The sequence below is a fragment of the Kosakonia quasisacchari genome (assembly GCF_004331415.1).
GTDB lineage: Bacteria > Pseudomonadota > Gammaproteobacteria > Enterobacterales > Enterobacteriaceae > Kosakonia > Kosakonia quasisacchari.
In genome coordinates this window covers 1-17,561 of the sequence record NZ_SJOP01000011.1, presented here as the reverse complement: position 1 = coordinate 17,561, position 17,561 = coordinate 1, and the positions used below count along the sequence as shown (strand labels likewise).

Genomic DNA, 17,561 nt, shown 5'->3' with positions numbered 1-17,561 from the left:
ATATCAGCGCAGGGATTTCGTTAAATAGTGGCGCTGCATACCGGTGTGCGGATAATCCGGCAGCGACATTTGCAGTGCATAACCGAGCTTTTGATAGAAAGGCAGCGCCTGAAAACTGAAGGTATCCACCAGCGCATGGTGGCAACCCAGCGTTACCGCTTCCTGTGCTGCGCGCTGCATCAGTTCTTTGCCAAGCCCGCTGCCACGCCGATCCTCGTGAACCCATAAATAGTGGATATTCAGCCATCCGCCTTCCTGGCGGGCAATCAGACCACCCTGCATGACACCTTTCTCATCGCGAAAATAGACCCCCAGATGCGCCCATTCGCTGAGATTAATAAATTGCTGATTGTAGCGGCGCAAGCCGGTAAAGAGTTCTTCCTGATCCTGCGCGGTCACTTCGTGTGTCACTATCAGCGCCATTTCTCTCTTCTCCTCGTTGTATTTATCAGAATGATAACAGGTCGGTCAGCGGCGAGCGTCGTCTACCCTTAAAGTCTGTTACCCATTCGTAAGGAGAAAGTACAGTGAGCATCAAAACCAGTGATTTCTTTGTTCAGCGTCTGAAAGAATGGGGCGTGACGCGCATTTACGGTTATCCGGGCGATGGTATCAACGGTGTGCTGGGCGCCATCCAGCGAGCCAACAAAGCGGGCGATGGGATTGAGTTTATCCAGGTTCGCCATGAAGAGATGGCCGCGTTTATGGCGGTCGGCCATGCGAAGTTCACCGGCGAACTGGGGGTCTGTTTATCGACAGGCGGCCCGGGTGCCACGCATCTGCTCACCGGCTTGTATGACGCCAAAATGGACCACGCGCCGGTGCTGGCGATTACCGGGCAAGCGGAAACCACCGCGCGCGGTGCCAGCTATCAGCAGGAGATGAATCTGGATCGCGTTTTCGCCGATGTCGCAAACTTCGTGCAGGAAGCGGCATCGCCCGCACAAGTCCGGCATCTGGTCGATCGCGGCGTTCGTGTGGCAATGGCGCAAAACGGCGTTGGCGTGGTGATCATCCCCAAAGATGTGCAGGATGAAGCCTGGCAACCGCCCCAGCACACCCACGGATTTACCCATTCAGGTTCAGGTTACCAGCGACCGCGCGTGATCCCACACGATGCCGATCTGCAACGCGCTGCGGAGGTACTCAACGCCGGGAAAAAGGTGGCGATATTGATTGGCGCAGGTGCCCGCAACGCGGCGGTGGAAGTGGTACAAACGGCAAATTTACTGGGCGCGGGGGTGGCGAAAGCCTTGCTTGGCAAAGATGTGCTGCCCGATGATGCGCCATTTGTCACCGGCTCCATTGGCCTGCTGGGCACGGAACCGTCATGGAAACTGATGCAAGAGTGCGACACGTTATTGATGATCGGGAGCGGTTTTCCGTGGACGGAATTTCTGCCGCCGGAAGGCAAGGCGCGCGCTGTGCAGATTGATATTGACCCGGCGATGCTTGGCTTGCGCTATCCCTGCGAAGTCAATTTACACGGTGATGCAGCAGAAACGTTGCGCGCGTTAATCCCGTTACTGACGCATAAAAGCGACCGAAGCTGGCAGGAGGAGATTGCCCGCCAGGTGCGCGACTGGTGGCAACTGATGGAGCAGCGCGCGATGGCACCGGCCAAACCGGTCAATCCACAACGCGTGGTCTGGGAGATGTCGCCGCTGCTGCCAGACAATGCGATTGTCACCTCTGATTCCGGTTCCTGCGCGAACTGGTTCGCCCGCGACTATCGCGTTAAGCAGGGGCAGCGCGCCTCGCTTTCCGGCGGGCTGGCCTGTATGGGCGCTGCGGTGCCGTACGCGATTGCCGCAAAATTTGCCGCACCGGAAAAACCGGTCGTTGCGCTGGTGGGCGATGGTGCCATGCAAATGAACAATATGGCCGAACTCATCACTATTCAGAAATACTGGCAGCAGTGGCGGGATCCCCGCTTAATCATCTGCGTGTTCAATAATCAGGATTTAAACCAGGTCACCTGGGAGCAGCGAGTGATGGAGGGCGACCCTCGCTTTGAAGCCACGCAGCAACTGCCCGATGTGAAGTATGCCGAGTTTGCAAAATCGCTGGGGTTACAGGGCATTTTTGTCGATACGCCAGAGGCCTTGTCTGGCGCATGGCAGCAAGCCTTGCAGGCCGATCGCCCGGTGGTATTGGAAGTGAAAACCGACCCGGAAGTCGCGCCGTTGCCGCCGCATATTACGTTCAAACAGGCGAAAGCGTTTATGGCGTCAATGGTGAAAGGGGATCGCGGTGCGGTTCAGGTACTGAGCGATACCGCCAGCCAGTTGTTCCATAAGAAGTGATAAAAAAGCCCGGTGCGCATAGCGTACCGGGCTGATGCAACATCAGACACCGTTAGAGTTTGTTCAGAAACGCGAGCAGATCGTCGTTCAACTGATCCTGATGCGTGACCGCAAAGCCGTGCGGGCCATTCTCATAGACTTTCAGTTCCGCGCCTTTAATCAGTTCAGCCGATAATTTACCGGTCGCTTCAAACGGCACGATCTGGTCATTACTGCCGTGGATCACCAGCGTCGGTACATCCACTTTCGCCACATCCGGGCGGAAGTCCGTTTCCGCAAATGCGGTTACGCAGTCGAGAGTACCTTTCAGTGAGGCCAGCAGGGCAATATTCAGCGTCTGCGTCAGCACACCGTCAGAGACTTTCTGTCCGGCGTTCAGGCCATAAAACGGCGTGGCGAAATCGCTGATAAACTGCGCGCGATCCTTCAGCAGACCGGCTTTAATTCCGTCGAACACACTTTTATCAACACCCTGCGGATGATCGTCGGTTTTGCCAAAAATCGGTGTTACCGCGCCGAGCAGCACCAGACCGGCGACGCGCGCGCTGCCGTTGCGACCGATATAACGGGTGACATCGCCGCCACCCATTGAGAAGCCGACCAGCGTCACATCGTGTAGATCCAGCGCGGTGATGAGATCGTTAATATCAGAAGCAAAAGTGTCGTAGTTGTAGCCATTCCACGGTTGATCGGAGCGACCAAAACCGCGACGGTCGAACGCAATCACACGGTAGCCGCGCTCAGCAAGGAAATTCAGTTGGCTGTCCCACATATCGCCATCTAACGGCCAGCCATGACTGAAGAGAACCGGCTTACCCGCACCCCAGTCTTTGTAATAGATCTGAGTACCATCCTGCGTTTTGATTGTGCTCATGTGTTTACCTCGTTGTTGTGTTGTGGTTTTTTACTGCATAACGCTTATCGCTGCGCGGGTGCGATAAGATGCCGGACAACCGGCGGCTCATCACCTTGATGAAAGGCCAGCACACGCTCTTTAATCAGCTTGTCATTCACCGTGTGGCGCTCATGCTGGCGCAAATGTTCGATCCACGAACCCATCACCCAGGTTTCCACAAACATCCCCGGATGGTGGGCATCCTCATACACCGCCCAGCCCATCGCACCTGTACGTCGCCGTACGCGGCGCATCTCCTGCATCGCGCAGACAAAATCATGCGCATCTTGCGGTGAGACCCGATATTCGCAACTGACCATCACCGGCCCGCGCTCATGGGGAATCTCGGTTTCGGCAGCGACGCCCGCCGGGTCAATCATATCGAGATCCAGCGCGGCGTCTTTTTCCAGGCGCCAACGTAAAACTGTAGCAGTTCCCAGCACCATGCCCACTGTTGCGACACAAAGCGCCAACGTCACGCCAAATTCCGACGCCAGTTTCCCCCAGATAGCGCTGCCAACCGTCATTGAACCGAAGAACACCGTCAAGTAGACCGCCAGCGCGCGCGCTTTTACCCAGCGAGCAGCACTGCGCTGCGCGCCGACGTTAAGCGTTGAAAGCACGGCAATCCACGCGAAGCCGGTAAAAAATTCAAACGCGTTGAGCAGCCAGACATGGCGAATAAACGCCAGCGCCACCATGGTCAAAGCAAACAGCAAACTGGCAGCTACCATCATCTGGTCGGCATTCAGCCGCTTACGCAATTTTGGCAGCAACACCGCGCCGCAAATCGCGCCAAAACCGATACAGGCCAACATGAGGCCATAACCGCCAGGTCCCAGACCCAGCTCGCGGCGCGCCACCAGCGGCAACATGGCCCATCCGGCGCTGCCAAACAGGAAAAACGCCACGGTACGCGCCAGCACATTGCGCAGCACCGGTGCAGCGTGAACATAGCGCAACCCACCGCGGATCGCGGTAAAGAAGTGTTCCGGCGGCAAACGCTGAATGGTCACCTGCGGCTGCCAGCGATAGAGCACAAACGCCACGCCCAGCACCGACAGGGCGTTCAGGAAAAAGACCATCCACGGTCCGGCGAAAGAGAGCAGCAGCCCGCCCAGCGCCGGGCCAATCGCGCGGCTGATATTGATGCCCAGTGAATTAAGGGCAATTGCCGGGCTCAGTTCCCGTTTTTCAACCAGATCCGGCACCACCGCCTGAAAAGCCGGTGAGCTAAGCGCCGCGCCGGTACTGAGTAAAAATGTCGCCGCCAGCAGCACCTCCGGCGTGACATTGCCGGTAAACGAGAGCAATGCCAGACCGGCTGCCGCGCAGAACGTCCAGGCTTGAGAAAAGAGCAGGATCTTGCGCCGCTCAACGATGTCCGCCAGCACGCCAGCAGGCAACACGAACAGGAACATCGGCAGGCTGCTGGCCGCCTGCACCAGCGCGACCGCCAGCGGATCGGCGCTCAGTGAGAGCATCGTCCAGTTCACGCCGATGTCGCTCATCCATGAGCCAACATTCGATACCACTGTCGCTATCCATAACATGCGGAAAACGCGCTGGCGCAGCGGCTGCCAGGCAGAAGCGGCTGGAGCAGCATCGATATCAGGTGACACTGTCACCGCTGCGTGCAGTTCGTTTTGTTGCGTCATGCCAGCGCTCCTTTCGCCGCCACGCGCAGCCGCCAATTTCCCGGCCCGGTTAACAGCAAGGTGGTGAAGATAATCAGCAACAACCAGCCAAATTGCCCCTCGGCGAGCGACCAGTCTGCATGTACCACCAGCATCGCGACCAGCAGCACCACGATAATCGGGATACAGGCCAGCCGTGTGGCGACACCGGCAATGATCAGCAGCGGGCAAACCACTTCGGCGAAAATCGCCGGTAGCAGACTCATCCACGGGCCAAAACCAAACGGATCTTCGATATGCGCCAGTTCGTTACTGAAATGCAGTACCTTCGGCAGACCATGCACATACAACAACAGCAGGCTGCCGGTCAGGCGCAGGAAGAACAGCCCCGCATCAACGCGGGGCGAAATAGCTGAGAAAGGGGATGTTTTCATGATGTCAGAACGCAAAGCAGCTGCAACCGAGCGCGCCCCAGAAGGCGTTCTCATCGGAAACCGGCATAGCGGAACCGCGTGCAACATCGTGCTGATGAATATGTACACCGCATGGACCGGAGCAGTGGTGTACACCCGACGCCTGGCCGACGCGAGCGGCCTGCGGCGGCGCGCTGCGGTAATGACCTGGCACATTTACTACCGGCGACCAATCTGGCAATACCGGGATCGCCGGTGGCGCCAGCGGGCCAAACGCGCCCGCGGCATAAACAATCTCACCGCCCACCACTGTCAGTACGGACTCAATGCCTTTGATCTCTTCTTCCGGCACCCGGAAGTAATCCTTGCTGAGGATGGCGAGATCGGCCAGTTGACCGACTTTAATCTGGCCTTTTTTCCCTTGTTCGCTGGAGAACTAGGCGCTGCCTTGCGTCCACAGCAGCAGGGCGGTGTCGCGATCGAGACGCGCGCTGTGATCATACATTTGCATGCCGCCAACCGTTCGCCCGGAAACCAGCCAGTAGAGCGCCGTCCACGGGTTGTAGCTGGCAACGCGCGTGGCGTCGGTGCCCAGACCAACCGGCAAACCGGCTTCCAGCATTTTCGCCACCGGTGGCGTCTGTTTGGTCGCTTGCTGGCCGTAGCGCTCGGCGAAATATTCGCCCTGGAAGGCCATGCGGTGCTGAACCGCAATCCCGCCGCCAAGCGCTTTTACGCGCTCGATATTGGCTTCGGTGATGGTTTCCGCATGGTCAAAGAACCAGTGCAGACCGTTAAACGGAATGTCGCAGTTCACTTTTTCGAACACATCCAGCATGCGGCTGATCGATTCGTTATAGGTAGCGTGCAGGCGGAACGGCCAGCGATGCTCAACCAGGTGGCGCACTACGCGCTCCAGTTCATCTTCCATACCGGACGCCAGATCCGGGCGCGGTTCGAGGAAATCTTCGAAGTCGGCGGCGGAAAAGACCAGCATTTCACCCGCACCATTGTGGCGGAAAAAGTCACTGCCCTGGCCCGGTGTTAACATGTCGGTCCATTTTTCGAAATCTTCCAGTTCATGTCCCGGACGCTGGGTAAACAGGTTATAGGCGATACGAATCGTCATCTGCTGTTTGCTGTGTAATTCGGCGATCACTTCGTAATCTTCCGGGTAATTCTGGAAACCGCCGCCCGCATCAATGGCGCTGGTCAGACCCAGACGATTCAACTCACGCATAAACTGGCGCGTGGAGTTGACCTGCTGTTCCAGCGGCAATTTTGGCCCTTTCGCCAGCGTCGCGTAGAGGATCATCGCGTTTGGCCGCGCAATCAGCATCCCGGTCGGGTTGCCGTTGCTGTCGCGCTGAATTTCGCCGCCCGGCGGGTTAGGCGTGTCTTTGGTGTAACCCACCACTTTGAGCGCCGCGCGGTTGAGCAGGGCGCGGTCGTACAGATGCAGAATAAACACCGGCGTGTCCGGCGCAGCTTCGTTAATTTCATCCAGCGTTGGCATACGCCGCTCAGCGAACTGGAACTCTGTCCAGCCGCCCACCACGCGTACCCACTGCGGAGACGGCGTGCGCAGCGCTTGTTCTTTTAGCATGCGCAGGGCATCCGCCAGCGACGGTACACCTTCCCAACGCAGCTCCAGGTTGTAATTAAGCCCGCCGCGGATCAGGTGCAGGTGCGAGTCATTCAGCCCCGGGATCGCCGTATGACCTTTCAGATCCACCACTTTTGTGCGTTCACCACGGTAAGCCATCACCTCGGCCTCGGTCCCCACCTGGACAAATTTTCCGTCGCGGACAGCCACCGCTTCGGCGAACGGGTTTTCCCGATCAACCGTATGAAACTGACCATTAAGCAATATCAGTTCTGCATGTACGAACGAATCCATACTTCCTCCAGTCTGGCGGCCTCATGGGCCGGATAAGCGTCTGGGCGGATTATGCTAAGCGTTGGGAAAGAATGAACAGTTATACGAACGTATAGGTATACGAAAGGATAGTTATACCTTCAGATAATAGTTATGCCGGGGAGGGATACCTAACATACAGCCCACGATAGCGATGGCGCGTGAGTTGCTGTCTGAACGTAACGTAACACTCCTCACTTTAACCTCTAAGGATGCTTATATGACTACCGCGAAGCTTGAAGTTCTGACCCCGGCGAACTGTCAGTTAATCTTTATCGATCACCAGCCGCAGATGGCGTTTGGCGTGCAGTCTATTGACCGCCAGGTGCTGAAAAACAACACCGTCGCGCTGGCAAAAGCCGCCAAGGTGTTCAATATTCCGACGATCTTCACCACCGTAGAGACCGAAAGTTTCTCCGGCAACACCTATCCTGAGCTGCTGGATGTGTTCCCGGAGAAAGATATTCTGGAACGTACTTCAATGAACTCCTGGGACGACCAGAAAGTGCGTGATGCGCTGGCAGCGAACGGCAAGCGTAAAGTCGTTGTTTCCGGTTTGTGGACCGAAGTGTGTAACAACACCTTCGCACTGTGCGCCATGCTGGAAGGCGACTACGAAATCTATATGGTGGCGGATGCGTCCGGCGGCACGTCGAAAGAGGCGCATGATTACGCCATGCAGCGCATGATTCAGGCGGGTGTGATTCCGGTTACCTGGCAGCAGGTGATGCTGGAATGGCAGCGTGACTGGGCGCACCGCGAAACGTACGACGCGGTAATGAATATTGTGAGAGAGCATTCCGGCGCATACGGCATGGGCGTCGATTATGCCTACACCATGGTGCACAAAGCACCTTCACGCGCGAAAGCGGGCCATCGCACACTGGCACCGGTTCCGGCGAAATAAGCCTTTTGCTGGCCGGTTAACGCCGGTCAGCTCGTCTCTTCCACGGCAGGAGAATGCCATGAGTATCGGACTTATCTCTTTCGCCGCAGGCGTGTTGATTGGCGTGATGTACGCGTTGCTAAAGGTGCGATCGCCTGCGCCACCGGCGATTGCGCTGGTTGGGTTGCTTGGCATGTTGATGGGCGAACAGCTCGTCAGCGCACTGATCTCACAAGCTGCTGCGGGGTGAGCCTATGAAATTCTGGATCCTTTCCCTCCTGGTCGGTCTTCTGGCTGGCGGTATTTATGCTTTACTGGGAACGCGTTCCCCCGCGCCACCGGTAATGGCCTTACTGGGGTTGTTCGGCATGCTGGTAGGGGAGCAACTTGTTCCGATTACCCGTCGGTTACTTGCCCGGCAACCGTTAACCATGGCATGGTTTCGCCATGAGTGTGTGCCAAAGATTAGCGGTACGCCGCAACCTGAACCGCCGGACGCACCGCCGCGCCGGGATTAATGCCCCGAGGATAACCATGACGCACACCCTGCGTATTGCCATTGTTGATGATGAACCGTCCGTGCGTAGCGGGTTAAGTAATTTGCTGCAATCGGCGGGGTACGCCACGCTGACCTTCGCGTCCGCCGAGGCCTTTCTTAACGATGGTTCCGCGCAGCGTCAATCGGCACTGGTGATTGCAGACATTAAACTCAAAGGCATGAGCGGGGCGGCACTGTTCGAAAAACTGCAACTTAGCCCGTGCCCGCCGCCGTTGATATTTATTTCCGGTCATGACGATGAAACCTGGCAGCGGTTCGCGGGGCAACCCGGTGCCGTTGCTTTTTTACATAAACCGATCGATATCGACATGCTGCTTGACCATATTTCGCGCGTGCTGGCGGGAGGGGAAGAGACGCCATGACCGGAAACGCAAAATCACCGCCGTGGCCGCAGATGGTGGCCGAAAACCAACCGTTTACGCTCCAGGATGATGCCATCTACACACCGCTGGCGCAGGAGGGCTGCATTGTCTGGATGAATGCACATTACCCATGGGCGAGCGATGCCTTTATTCTCGCCACGGCGGTAAGCGACGATGCTGAGCCGCGCGCCAGCCAGTTGCTGAACAACGAATTAGCGTTGCGCCAGCAACTTGATAGCCGCTGGGCGGTAAAACCCGTAGCCAGCACGCAATATCACGGCCGCGTCGCGCTGGTTTATCCCACATTCGCCTTTAAACCACTCACCCGTCTGACCAGCCAGCCGATGGCGTGTATCGCCAGTTGGCTTGAACTGACCCTGTGCATCTGCACGCCGCTGCGCCAGATGCACCACAGCAATCTGATCCATGGCGACATTAAACCCGGCAATATTTTTCTCACCGATGAAGGCTGCCGGTTGGGCGGGTTTGGCCTGTCGACCAGTACCGTCGGGGAACCGGCGCAGAACTGGCTGCCGCTCTCCGGTGGTACGCTGGCCTACATGTCGCCGGAACACTCAACGCGCACCCATCACGCCGTGGACAACCGCAGCGATCTCTACAGCCTGGGCATTGTCTTTTATGAGCTATTGACCGGCACGTTGCCGTTCGATCTCAGCGAAGGCGGGCAGGCGGAATGGGTGTTACACCACATTGCGTCTGAACCTTCGCCGCCGCATAACCTGCGCGACGGGGTGCCGGAGATGCTGTCAACCATTGTGCTGAAGCTGCTGGCAAAGTCGCCAGAAAAACGTTACCAGACGGTCGATGGTCTGATGGCAGATTTGCGTCGCTGCCAAGCGACGTTAACGACCGATGGCGAGATAGCCCACTTTACGCCAGGTTTGCAGGATCGCTCACCGGCACTGCATTTTGCTAACACGTTGTATCGCGCTCATCCGCAGGCCAAAGTGCTGGCGGATGCGCTGGATGCGGTGGTGCAAAGCAGTACGCAAACGCTGGTCACCATCAGCGGCCCCATCGGGATGGGAAAATCTTCGCTGATGGCCTCGTCGTTAAAGGTCTTTCAGAGTCGCCCGTCGCTTATTGCGCTCGGGAAGGTAGAACAAAATTCCTCGATTTTGCCGCTGGGTGTCCTCACCGCAGCTTTCCGCTCGCTGGCGCTGCATTTGCTGGGTTTGCCCGCAGAGGAAGTGGCGCGCTGGAAGTCACGGCTCAGCAGCGCGTTGACAGGTTATGAAGCGCTGGCGGTGAGCCTCGCGCCGGAACTGGGGCTGCTGATTGACAGTAAACCGGTGCCGTTTATCGATACCTTGTCGCTCGATTCACGCGCGCGGTTCAACTATATGGTGCTGCGCCTGGTGAATGTCTTTGCTGCACCAGGTTGCCCGCTGATTATCCTTATCGATAACCTGCACTGGATTGATGACGCCAGTCTGCATTTACTGGAATACCTGTTACAGCACAGCCATGCATTGCCGCTGTTGATGGTGGTTTCACATCGCGACTTAGCCTCGTTAGACGATCCGGCGTTTGCCACCGCGCTGGCCCGCTTGCGCAGCGCGGCGAGCCGCGTTATGGAGTGTGTGCCGCAGCCGCGTTCGGCGAAAGCCATCTCACGCTGGCTGGCGACCATTTTTCAGACGCGCCCGGCATCTACCGTCGAGCTGGCGAAACTGATCCATGAAAAAACCGGTGGCAACCCGCTGTTCGTGCATGAGTTCTTTAAGCGCATTACCGAAGATGGCCTGGTGAGCCATAACAGCTATCAGGGAAAATGGCAGTATGACCTGGCGGCGATTAGCACCCGTTACCACCGCGAAAACGTACCCGATTTGCTGCTTCAGCAACTGGCACAAATGCCGCCTGAAACCCGAAACCTGCTTGGGAGCATGGCCTGTCTTGGCAGCGCAGGCGATATCACATTAATAAGTCGTGTGCTGAACCTTTCAGCCGGCGAGGTGCATTACCGCCTGCATCCTGCGCTCACGGTACAACTGGTCACGCTTAACGCCGCCGAGTACACGTTTACCCATGAACGGATCCACGAGGCAGCCTGCGCACTGCTGGAGTCTGCATATTGCCGCCAGTTGCATCTGACCACGGCCACGCTGCTGGCGCAAACGGCGGCCGAAGCCCCGGGCAATGAGCTGCTGTTTCGCGCCATCCACCACATCAATGCGGCTGCCGACGACGTTTTGCTGCCGCAACGCCAGCGCTTCAGTGAACTCAGTCTGCTTGCCGCCAGGCGCGCAAAACACACCGGCGACTACACATCCGCTTTGAGCTATTTACACCTCGCCCGACGCCTTCGTACCGAAACGGGGCATGACTTTGCTCTCTCGCTGGAGGAGACCGCCTGTGAGTTTTTGCTCGGTAACCTTTCAACCGCGCGCGGCCTGTGCGAACGGTTACTGGCATCGCCCGGCGGGCTGACGGAAAAGGCGCAGGCCGCGACGTTGCTGGCAGAAGTGCATATTCGCCAGTCTGGTTATCAGCTTGCGCTGGAAACAACGCTCAGCTGGTTGACCGTGTTTGGTATTCACCTCAGCCGTTATCCCGACGATGCAGCCTGTGATCACGCATGGCAGGAGATGCACACGCGTATTGGCGACAACCCCGCGCGGCTATTTACGGCACTGCCGCGCATGAATCATCAGGAAACCGATGCGCTAATGAACCTGCTGGCGAGCGCCAGTTTGTATGCCAGTTTTAATTGCCCGCGCCTGCATTTCCTGTTGCTGTGCCAGATGCTGCAATTGACACTCGAACGCGGGCTGACTGGCGCATCCACCTCAGCACTGGCGTGGTTTGGTGTGCTGATCGGCGAACGCTACGAAGAGTATGAACTGGGCTATCGTTACAGCGTACTTGCGCAGGAGCTGGTGACGCGCCACGGTTTACATGAATTTGCCGCAAAAGCCCTGGTTCCGCTGGGTCGTAGCTGTGTCTGGACACAACCGCTATCGCGAAGCGTGGAGTGCGCTAACGCCTGTTTTACCGCGGCCGTTGCGCATGGGGATCTGACGATTGCCTGTTTTGCTGCTTTTCGCCAGGTGATCAACGCCATGAGTCGCGGCGATCACCTCGACACGGTATTAAGCCATATCGATCGCGGTCTGGCTTTTATCCGCGAAACACAGTATTCGGATATGGACTCTCTGCTGCTGTTACAACGTCACTTTGTCGAGTATTTAAGGCAGCCAGACAGCATGGTAAGCGGCAAAGAGATACTACCCAGATCGCTGCTGCCACCGACACCACCCGCCACGATGCTGTTCTGGTTCTGGCTCTATCGCGGGCTGGCGCACTTTTTCACCGGGGCTTATTCCCGCGCGGAATCGTGTCTGAAAGAGGCGGGGAAACATGCCTGGTCCGCACCCGGACATATTAGTCTGCTGGATTATCATCTCTATAGCGCGCTCGCACTGTCGATGCAGCTTACACCCGCGACGTTTTCCGCCGGGCACCGTCAGCGACTAAACCAGCACTACAACAAAATAGCCCGCTGGGCGCAGGTCAATCCGGAAACCTTCAGCGATAAAGAAGCGCTGGTGTACGCGGAAATCGTGCGCCTCGACGGAATGAACAGCATCGCGCTGGAACAGTATGAGAAGGCAATTACGCTTTCTCGTGAAGCGGGTTTTAACCCCATCAATGCACTGGCGCATGAACTGGCCGGGCGTTTTGCGCTCTCCTGCGGGTACCAGACCGCAGCAGATGCTTATTTTCGCGGCGCGATGGCCGCATGGGGGCGCACCGGGGCGCAGGCCAAAGTTCGCCATTTACAACAGGAGCATCCTCATCTTTTCACGCCAGTGGAAAGTACGCCCTATGACACTATCTCCTTTGCCCAGAACGATGAAATCCGCGATCTGCAGAGCATTATCAAAGCCTCCCGCGCTTTATCTGAGGAGATCAATCTTGAACGGTTGATTCAGATCCTGATGACCATGTTACTGGAGCGTGCCGGTGCGCAGCGCGGTTTACTTATTCGCGTGCTTGACGACAACATTGCGGAAATCGAAGCCAGCGCCCACACCAGTAAAGAAGGCGTACTGGTGCGGGTGATAAAAGAGATGCCTTTGGCGACAGATATGCCGTTGTCCGTGCTGGCGGCGGTGATCCGCACCGGGCAGGAGATCCGCACTGGCCGACCAGAAGAGTACAGCCCGTTTAGCCAGGATCCCTATCTTGTCTCTTCGGGAGCAGCGGTGATGTGTGTGCCGATGTTCAAGCAGGCGCGGCTGGTAGGAGTGTTATATCTGGAAAACCGCCTGATGCCGGAGATGTTTACCGCCGGCCAGTCACGCGTCGTGAACCTGCTTGGCGCGCATGCAGCGGTTTCGCTGGAAACCGCACGGTTGTATGCCAAGCTGGTGGAAGAGAACCTTCAGCGTCGGCGCGTCGAGAAAGAACTGCGCGCAAGCCAAACCTCGCTCATGTTGGGGGAGCAAATCAGCCACACCGGAACCTGGCGCTGGGAGCTGGAGCAGGATTTGATGCACATGTCGGATGAGTATGCGCGCATTCTGGGGATAGATGGGAAGCGCAAACTTATCTCGATGGCCGAGTTTTTAACCTTTGTTCACCCGGACGATCATCCGCATATCAGTGCGCTGGTCACCCGCAGCGTTGCGCAGGGGCTCACCATGCAGGCGGAGTTTCGCATTATCCGCACCGATGGCGAGTGCCGTTATATCCTTGGCATCGGCGATCCGGTTTCATCCGGTGATGAGGTACACGAATATTTTGGCACCATCACCGATATTACCGCTCAGCGGCAAAGTGAAGATGCTGCGCGCGTCGCCCAGGCCGAGCTGGCGCGAGTATCGCGAGCCACCACCGTCGGGCAACTGACCTCGTCGATCGCCCATGAAATCAACCAACCGCTGATGTCGATTGTCTCTAACGCAGGAGCCAGCCTGCGCTGGCTCAATCGTTCTCCGATTCCGGTTGATAATGTGCGCGTCGGGCTGGAGGAGATTATCAGCGAAGGGCAGCGCGCCGGAGAGGTGATCCGTAGTCTGCAATCGCTGACGCGCAGACAGGAGCCAGTGTTCGAGCGCATCGATCTGCATTTCTTACTGCGCCATATCATGACGCTCTCCCGCAGCGAACTGGCGCGGCGGCAGATCGCCGTCGACTATGCACTTGATGCGCATAACAGCTTTATTCATGGCGATAGCGTGCAGATCCAGCAGGTGCTGCTTAACCTGGTGATGAATGCTGTTGAAGCAATGGCAGACATTGACTCACGCCCGCGCGTGTTAACGCTCTCGACGCTAACTCAGGATCCACAAGAGGTGATTTGCCAGATAGCAGATACCGGGAGTGGAATGAGTCCCGATGTGCAGGCTCGTCTGTTTGAGTCGTTCTATACCACCAAAGTACAGGGCATGGGGATGGGGCTGACGATCAGCTATGCCATTATTGAGCGGCATAAAGGCAAGCTAACGGCGATGTCCAGGTTGCCTTTCGGCAGCGTGTTGGCTTTTACCTTGCCAGTGGCGGCAGATTAGCGGCTGCGGGATTTGGCGATGTGCAGGTGGCTTGCGGCATGCACCAGATCCGCCAGCGAGCGGGCCTGCATTTTATCCATCACCCGGCGGCGATGCACTTTAACGGTGATTTCGCTGACTCCCAGCTCCGCGGCAATCTGCTTGTTAAGCAAGCCACTGATCGCCAGCTCAAACACTTCCTGCTCACGCGGCGTCAGGGATAAGTGGCGCTGCTTGAGCGCAAAATTTTCCTGTTGTTGTTCGAAATCTTGCGCTGCAACAGTCAGCGCGTCCGCTACCGCCGACAGCAGGCGTTCAGACTCCACAGGTTTCGTTAAGAATTCACGCGCACCCGCTTTCATTGCGCGCACAGTCAGCGGGATGGTGCCATAGCCGGTGAGAAAGATTATCGGCAGTTCGCGTCCGCGATCTTTTAATGCGCTGGCGACATCGAAACCGTCCGCGACGGGCATATTCAAATCCAGAATCAAACAAGAGGGTACGGAAACCAGCGGGTGAGTAAGAAAGGATTCCGCCGAGGCGAAATCAATGGCGCGGTAACCTTCTGCTGCCAGCAGCCGGACAATTGATCGTCTGACGGCATTATCATCGTCGACAACATATACGATAGGTTCCATTATCTATCAGCCTCGGTAGGGAACGGCATGCCGGTAAAGCTCGCCGAAATCAGTGCATAACATACAGATAACACAAATTTTAACTGGATGAAATAATTGACATTTCCACAGCTAATGTGGGCTTTTTATCCGGCCGCATACATTATGTTTGATGTGAGAAATCACAACGGCGAAGCGTATTTTATGCACGATAAGAGTTTGAATGCCGTATGAATTTTAATCGCATGTTTTTATGTCGCTCATCCCGTCAACCGAAAAAACAGCAGCGGGTTGACAAGTTAAGACTAAAAATTCAGAACTTTTCGAACGTGCTTTCCCATTTTTATCATGAGAAAAGGTGATAACGATGCAACTCAGACTGGCTCGGCCCGCAGAGGCCGAAGTGATATGGCAGATTCGTAACCAGGCTATCCGCCACGGTTGTAAAGGCGTCTATGAAGACAGCGTTATCGCGGCCTGGACACCGGATAAAATGCCGGAAAGCCAGCGTACTATGATTGCTAATAATCCCTTTTATGTCGCAACAACGTTAAAAGATCAGCCGGTTGCCACGGGTTTTCTCGATCTCGCCAACGCCAGCGTGGAGGCTATTTTCACGTTGCCGGAGTGGGAAGGAAAGGGGCTGGCGACGCAGATAATAGACGCCATTAAACAGGAGGCGGCAAAACGAGGTTTGGCGCGAATCACGCTGGCATCAACGCCTAACGCCTGTACGTTCTACCAAAAACAAGGATTTATAATATTGCAGGAAAGTGTTCACCCCTCTGCGCTGGCGCGCGCGGAATTACGCTGTATTGAAATGGAATATAATTTCTTCACTGATAAATAAAATATTTTTATTTATCATACGGATTGATGTGAAGAAAATTCCTATTAAAATAAACAGGTTACTTAACACTTCATCATAAAATATCGTCCTATAATAATAACGCTGCGCTATCGCGTGGCGTTATTTCATGATTCATCACATAAAGGGACTTTTTATGAAAATCCGTGCATTACTTTCCATTTTATTATTTGGTTTATCAATGAATGTCTTCGCTGCCAGCCAGACTGAGTGTGAAGTAAATGGCGAGATGGACTGGAACTGCATGTGCCAGATCCTGTGCCAGGCGGGCGAGGGCGGTGCAGCCTGTAATTGCGATGGCGTGCCATAAGTCGACATCGCAAAGGGGATATTAATTTTAATATCCCCTGAATTTCGTCACCGCCGATTCCTCTGAAACCCATTTCCCTGCCAAATAGATCCCCCCGTTTGCGATATTCACATGTTACTCTTCACGCCTAAGGTTCTACAGGGAGAGCTGTGATGTCGGCGATTAAAACGCTTGCTACAACTGAAGTGTACCGCAACAAGTGGATGCGTCTGCGCGAAGACAAAATCCTGCGGGCTGATGGTAACGAAGGCATTTACTCCGTTGTTGAGAAAGCCGATTTTGTCGTGATTATCGCCCGTGAAGGCGACAGCCTGTATGTGGTTGAGCAATTTCGCTATCCGCTTGGCAAGCACACCATTGAGCTACCGCAAGGCGCATGGGAATGCGCGCCAGAGGCGGATCCGCTGCATGTTGCAGCCGGTGAACTTCGTGAGGAAACTGGGCTGGTGGCGGGAAAGATACGCTATGTGGGGTATCAGAAACTGGCGCAAGGCTACTCCAGCCAAGGTTACCATATCTTCCTCGCGCAAGAGTTGGTACATCAGCAGCAGGAACTGGACCCCGAAGAGTTTGGTCTGACGACGCGCAAAATTACCCTGAGAGAGTTTGAGACCTTGATTTCCGCAGGAAAGATCAGCGACGCGACCTCAGTTACCGCGTATTTGCTGGCAAAGCTAAAAGGCATGCTGGAATAGCGCAGCTATCTTGCATCACATCACAGCCGTATGCGCCTAATCTCTGGGTTTAAGCGAGATAAACATGAGCAACAGCGCCGCACAAAATATTCTTTCAATCTATCAACGCCACGCCCAGACATTTGCTGAGCAGCGCTCCCAGGCGCTCTTTGAAAAAAGCTGGCTGGAGAAGTTTGCACACCAGCTTCCTGATAAAGGCAATATTATCGATATCGGTTGTGGTAACGGGCAGCCGATTGCGGGCTGGCTTATCCGCCAGGGTTTTCAGCTCACCGGCGTGGATGGCGCAAGCGCAATGCTGGAACGCGCGCGTCAGCAGTTTCCCACTCGGCGCTGGATCCAGCAAGATATGCGGCAGCTATCGCTCGGGGAAACTTTCGATGGGCTTCTGGCCTGGGACAGTTTTTTTCACCTGGCGCATGAGGATCAACGCAGCATGTTCGATCGTTTTGCTGAACATAGCCATGCGGGTAGCGTGTTAATGTTCACCAGCGGAACCCACCACGGAATCGCGATGGGGCAGTTCGCCGGTGAACCCTTGTTCCATGCCAGCCTGGCACCAGACGAGTATCGCGA

15 protein-coding genes and 1 pseudogene are annotated in these 17,561 nt (G+C 56.1%); 10 read left to right on the top strand and 6 right to left on the bottom strand.

Translation table 11 applies throughout. The features are described from left to right. Positions 1–3 precede the first annotated feature (3 nt). Positions 4–423, bottom strand: coding sequence for a GNAT family N-acetyltransferase (locus E0L21_RS13190; protein WP_131410168.1), 420 nt, complete (start codon positions 421–423; stop codon positions 4–6). A 104-nt stretch (positions 424–527) separates the two neighbouring features. On the opposite strand from E0L21_RS13190, the gene E0L21_RS13185 reads away from it, so the two are divergent. Beyond that, positions 528–2,306, top strand: coding sequence for a thiamine pyrophosphate-requiring protein (locus tag E0L21_RS13185; RefSeq protein WP_131410166.1), 1,779 nt, complete (start codon positions 528–530; stop codon positions 2,304–2,306). Positions 2,307–2,358: 52 nt separating this feature from the next. On the opposite strand, the gene E0L21_RS13180 is transcribed toward E0L21_RS13185, so the two are convergent. The 4 genes and pseudogenes from E0L21_RS13180 to E0L21_RS13165 form a co-directional block, all read right to left on the bottom strand. Next, entirely contained in the window at positions 2,359–3,180 is an 822-nt protein-coding gene (locus E0L21_RS13180; protein ID WP_131410164.1) for an alpha/beta fold hydrolase, read from the bottom strand. A gap of 44 nt (positions 3,181–3,224) precedes the next feature. Then, complete coding sequence (locus E0L21_RS13175) at positions 3,225–4,859, bottom strand: MFS transporter (RefSeq protein ID WP_131410162.1); 1,635 nt, start codon at positions 4,857–4,859, stop codon at positions 3,225–3,227. Further along, the gene (locus tag E0L21_RS13170; protein ID WP_131410160.1) at positions 4,856–5,272 is read right to left on the bottom strand and encodes a DoxX family protein; all 417 of its coding nucleotides are present in this window, start codon (positions 5,270–5,272) and stop codon (positions 4,856–4,858) included. Before E0L21_RS13170 ends, E0L21_RS13175 begins: the two co-directional genes overlap by 4 nt. 4 nt (positions 5,273–5,276) lie before the next feature. After that, positions 5,277–7,151 (bottom strand): annotated as a pseudogene (locus E0L21_RS13165) (amidohydrolase). A gap of 238 nt (positions 7,152–7,389) precedes the next feature. On the opposite strand from E0L21_RS13165, the gene E0L21_RS13160 reads away from it, so the two are divergent. Genes E0L21_RS13160 through E0L21_RS13140 form a run of 5 tightly spaced genes read left to right on the top strand, consistent with a single transcriptional unit; the run spans position 7,390 to position 14,516 of the window. Next, positions 7,390–8,076 carry a hydrolase gene (locus tag E0L21_RS13160; protein ID WP_131410158.1) on the top strand — a complete coding sequence of 229 codons (687 nt, stop codon included), beginning with the start codon at positions 7,390–7,392 and terminating at the stop codon, positions 8,074–8,076. 58 nt (positions 8,077–8,134) lie between these two features. Then, complete coding sequence (locus E0L21_RS13155) at positions 8,135–8,305, top strand: DUF1427 family protein (RefSeq protein WP_131410156.1); 171 nt, start codon at positions 8,135–8,137, stop codon at positions 8,303–8,305. A 4-nt stretch (positions 8,306–8,309) separates the two neighbouring features. Beyond that, positions 8,310–8,573, top strand: coding sequence for a XapX domain-containing protein (locus tag E0L21_RS13150; protein WP_131410154.1), 264 nt, complete (start codon positions 8,310–8,312; stop codon positions 8,571–8,573). 16 nt (positions 8,574–8,589) lie between these two features. Then, the gene (locus E0L21_RS13145; protein ID WP_131410152.1) at positions 8,590–8,976 is read left to right on the top strand and encodes a response regulator transcription factor; all 387 of its coding nucleotides are present in this window, start codon (positions 8,590–8,592) and stop codon (positions 8,974–8,976) included. Then, a complete protein-coding gene (locus E0L21_RS13140; RefSeq protein ID WP_131410150.1) occupies positions 8,973–14,516 on the top strand; it encodes an ATP-binding sensor histidine kinase in 5,544 nt (1,847 codons plus the stop codon). Before E0L21_RS13145 ends, E0L21_RS13140 begins: the two co-directional genes overlap by 4 nt. Here the strand turns inward: E0L21_RS13140 and E0L21_RS13135 are convergent. Then, complete coding sequence (locus E0L21_RS13135) at positions 14,513–15,133, bottom strand: response regulator transcription factor (RefSeq protein ID WP_131410148.1); 621 nt, start codon at positions 15,131–15,133, stop codon at positions 14,513–14,515. The two genes, E0L21_RS13140 and E0L21_RS13135, sit on opposite strands and share 4 nt — an antisense overlap. 346 nt (positions 15,134–15,479) lie before the next feature. On the opposite strand from E0L21_RS13135, the gene E0L21_RS13130 reads away from it, so the two are divergent. From E0L21_RS13130 to E0L21_RS13120, 4 genes are all read left to right on the top strand, one after another. Next, positions 15,480–15,962, top strand: coding sequence for a GNAT family N-acetyltransferase (locus tag E0L21_RS13130; protein WP_131410146.1), 483 nt, complete (start codon positions 15,480–15,482; stop codon positions 15,960–15,962). A 154-nt stretch (positions 15,963–16,116) separates the two neighbouring features. Continuing rightward, positions 16,117–16,290, top strand: coding sequence for a hypothetical protein (locus tag E0L21_RS25005; protein ID WP_017456786.1), 174 nt, complete (start codon positions 16,117–16,119; stop codon positions 16,288–16,290). Positions 16,291–16,442: 152 nt separating this feature from the next. Continuing rightward, positions 16,443–16,985, top strand: coding sequence for an NUDIX domain-containing protein (locus E0L21_RS13125; RefSeq protein WP_131410144.1), 543 nt, complete (start codon positions 16,443–16,445; stop codon positions 16,983–16,985). Positions 16,986–17,049: 64 nt separating this feature from the next. After that, on the top strand, positions 17,050–17,561 hold a 512-nt coding region (locus E0L21_RS13120; protein WP_131410142.1), incomplete at its 3' end, for a class I SAM-dependent methyltransferase.

Bases quoted from the DNA above. Each gene is read 5' to 3' on its own strand.
- E0L21_RS13190 (WP_131410168.1), bottom strand. From the start codon at position 423: ATGGCGCTGATAGTGACACACGAAGTGACCGCGCAGGATCAGGAAGAA.
- E0L21_RS13180 (WP_131410164.1), bottom strand. From the start codon at position 3,180: ATGAGCACAATCAAAACGCAGGATGGTACTCAGATCTATTACAAAGAC.
- E0L21_RS13175 (WP_131410162.1), bottom strand. From the start codon at position 4,859: ATGACGCAACAAAACGAACTGCACGCAGCGGTGACAGTGTCACCTGAT.
- E0L21_RS13170 (WP_131410160.1), bottom strand. From the start codon at position 5,272: ATGAAAACATCCCCTTTCTCAGCTATTTCGCCCCGCGTTGATGCGGGG.
- E0L21_RS13160 (WP_131410158.1), top strand. From the start codon at position 7,390: ATGACTACCGCGAAGCTTGAAGTTCTGACCCCGGCGAACTGTCAGTTA.
- E0L21_RS13155 (WP_131410156.1), top strand. From the start codon at position 8,135: ATGAGTATCGGACTTATCTCTTTCGCCGCAGGCGTGTTGATTGGCGTG.
- E0L21_RS13150 (WP_131410154.1), top strand. From the start codon at position 8,310: ATGAAATTCTGGATCCTTTCCCTCCTGGTCGGTCTTCTGGCTGGCGGT.
- E0L21_RS13145 (WP_131410152.1), top strand. From the start codon at position 8,590: ATGACGCACACCCTGCGTATTGCCATTGTTGATGATGAACCGTCCGTG.
- E0L21_RS13140 (WP_131410150.1), top strand. From the start codon at position 8,973: ATGACCGGAAACGCAAAATCACCGCCGTGGCCGCAGATGGTGGCCGAA.
- E0L21_RS13135 (WP_131410148.1), bottom strand. From the start codon at position 15,133: ATGGAACCTATCGTATATGTTGTCGACGATGATAATGCCGTCAGACGA.
- E0L21_RS13130 (WP_131410146.1), top strand. From the start codon at position 15,480: ATGCAACTCAGACTGGCTCGGCCCGCAGAGGCCGAAGTGATATGGCAG.
- E0L21_RS25005 (WP_017456786.1), top strand. From the start codon at position 16,117: ATGAAAATCCGTGCATTACTTTCCATTTTATTATTTGGTTTATCAATG.
- E0L21_RS13125 (WP_131410144.1), top strand. From the start codon at position 16,443: ATGTCGGCGATTAAAACGCTTGCTACAACTGAAGTGTACCGCAACAAG.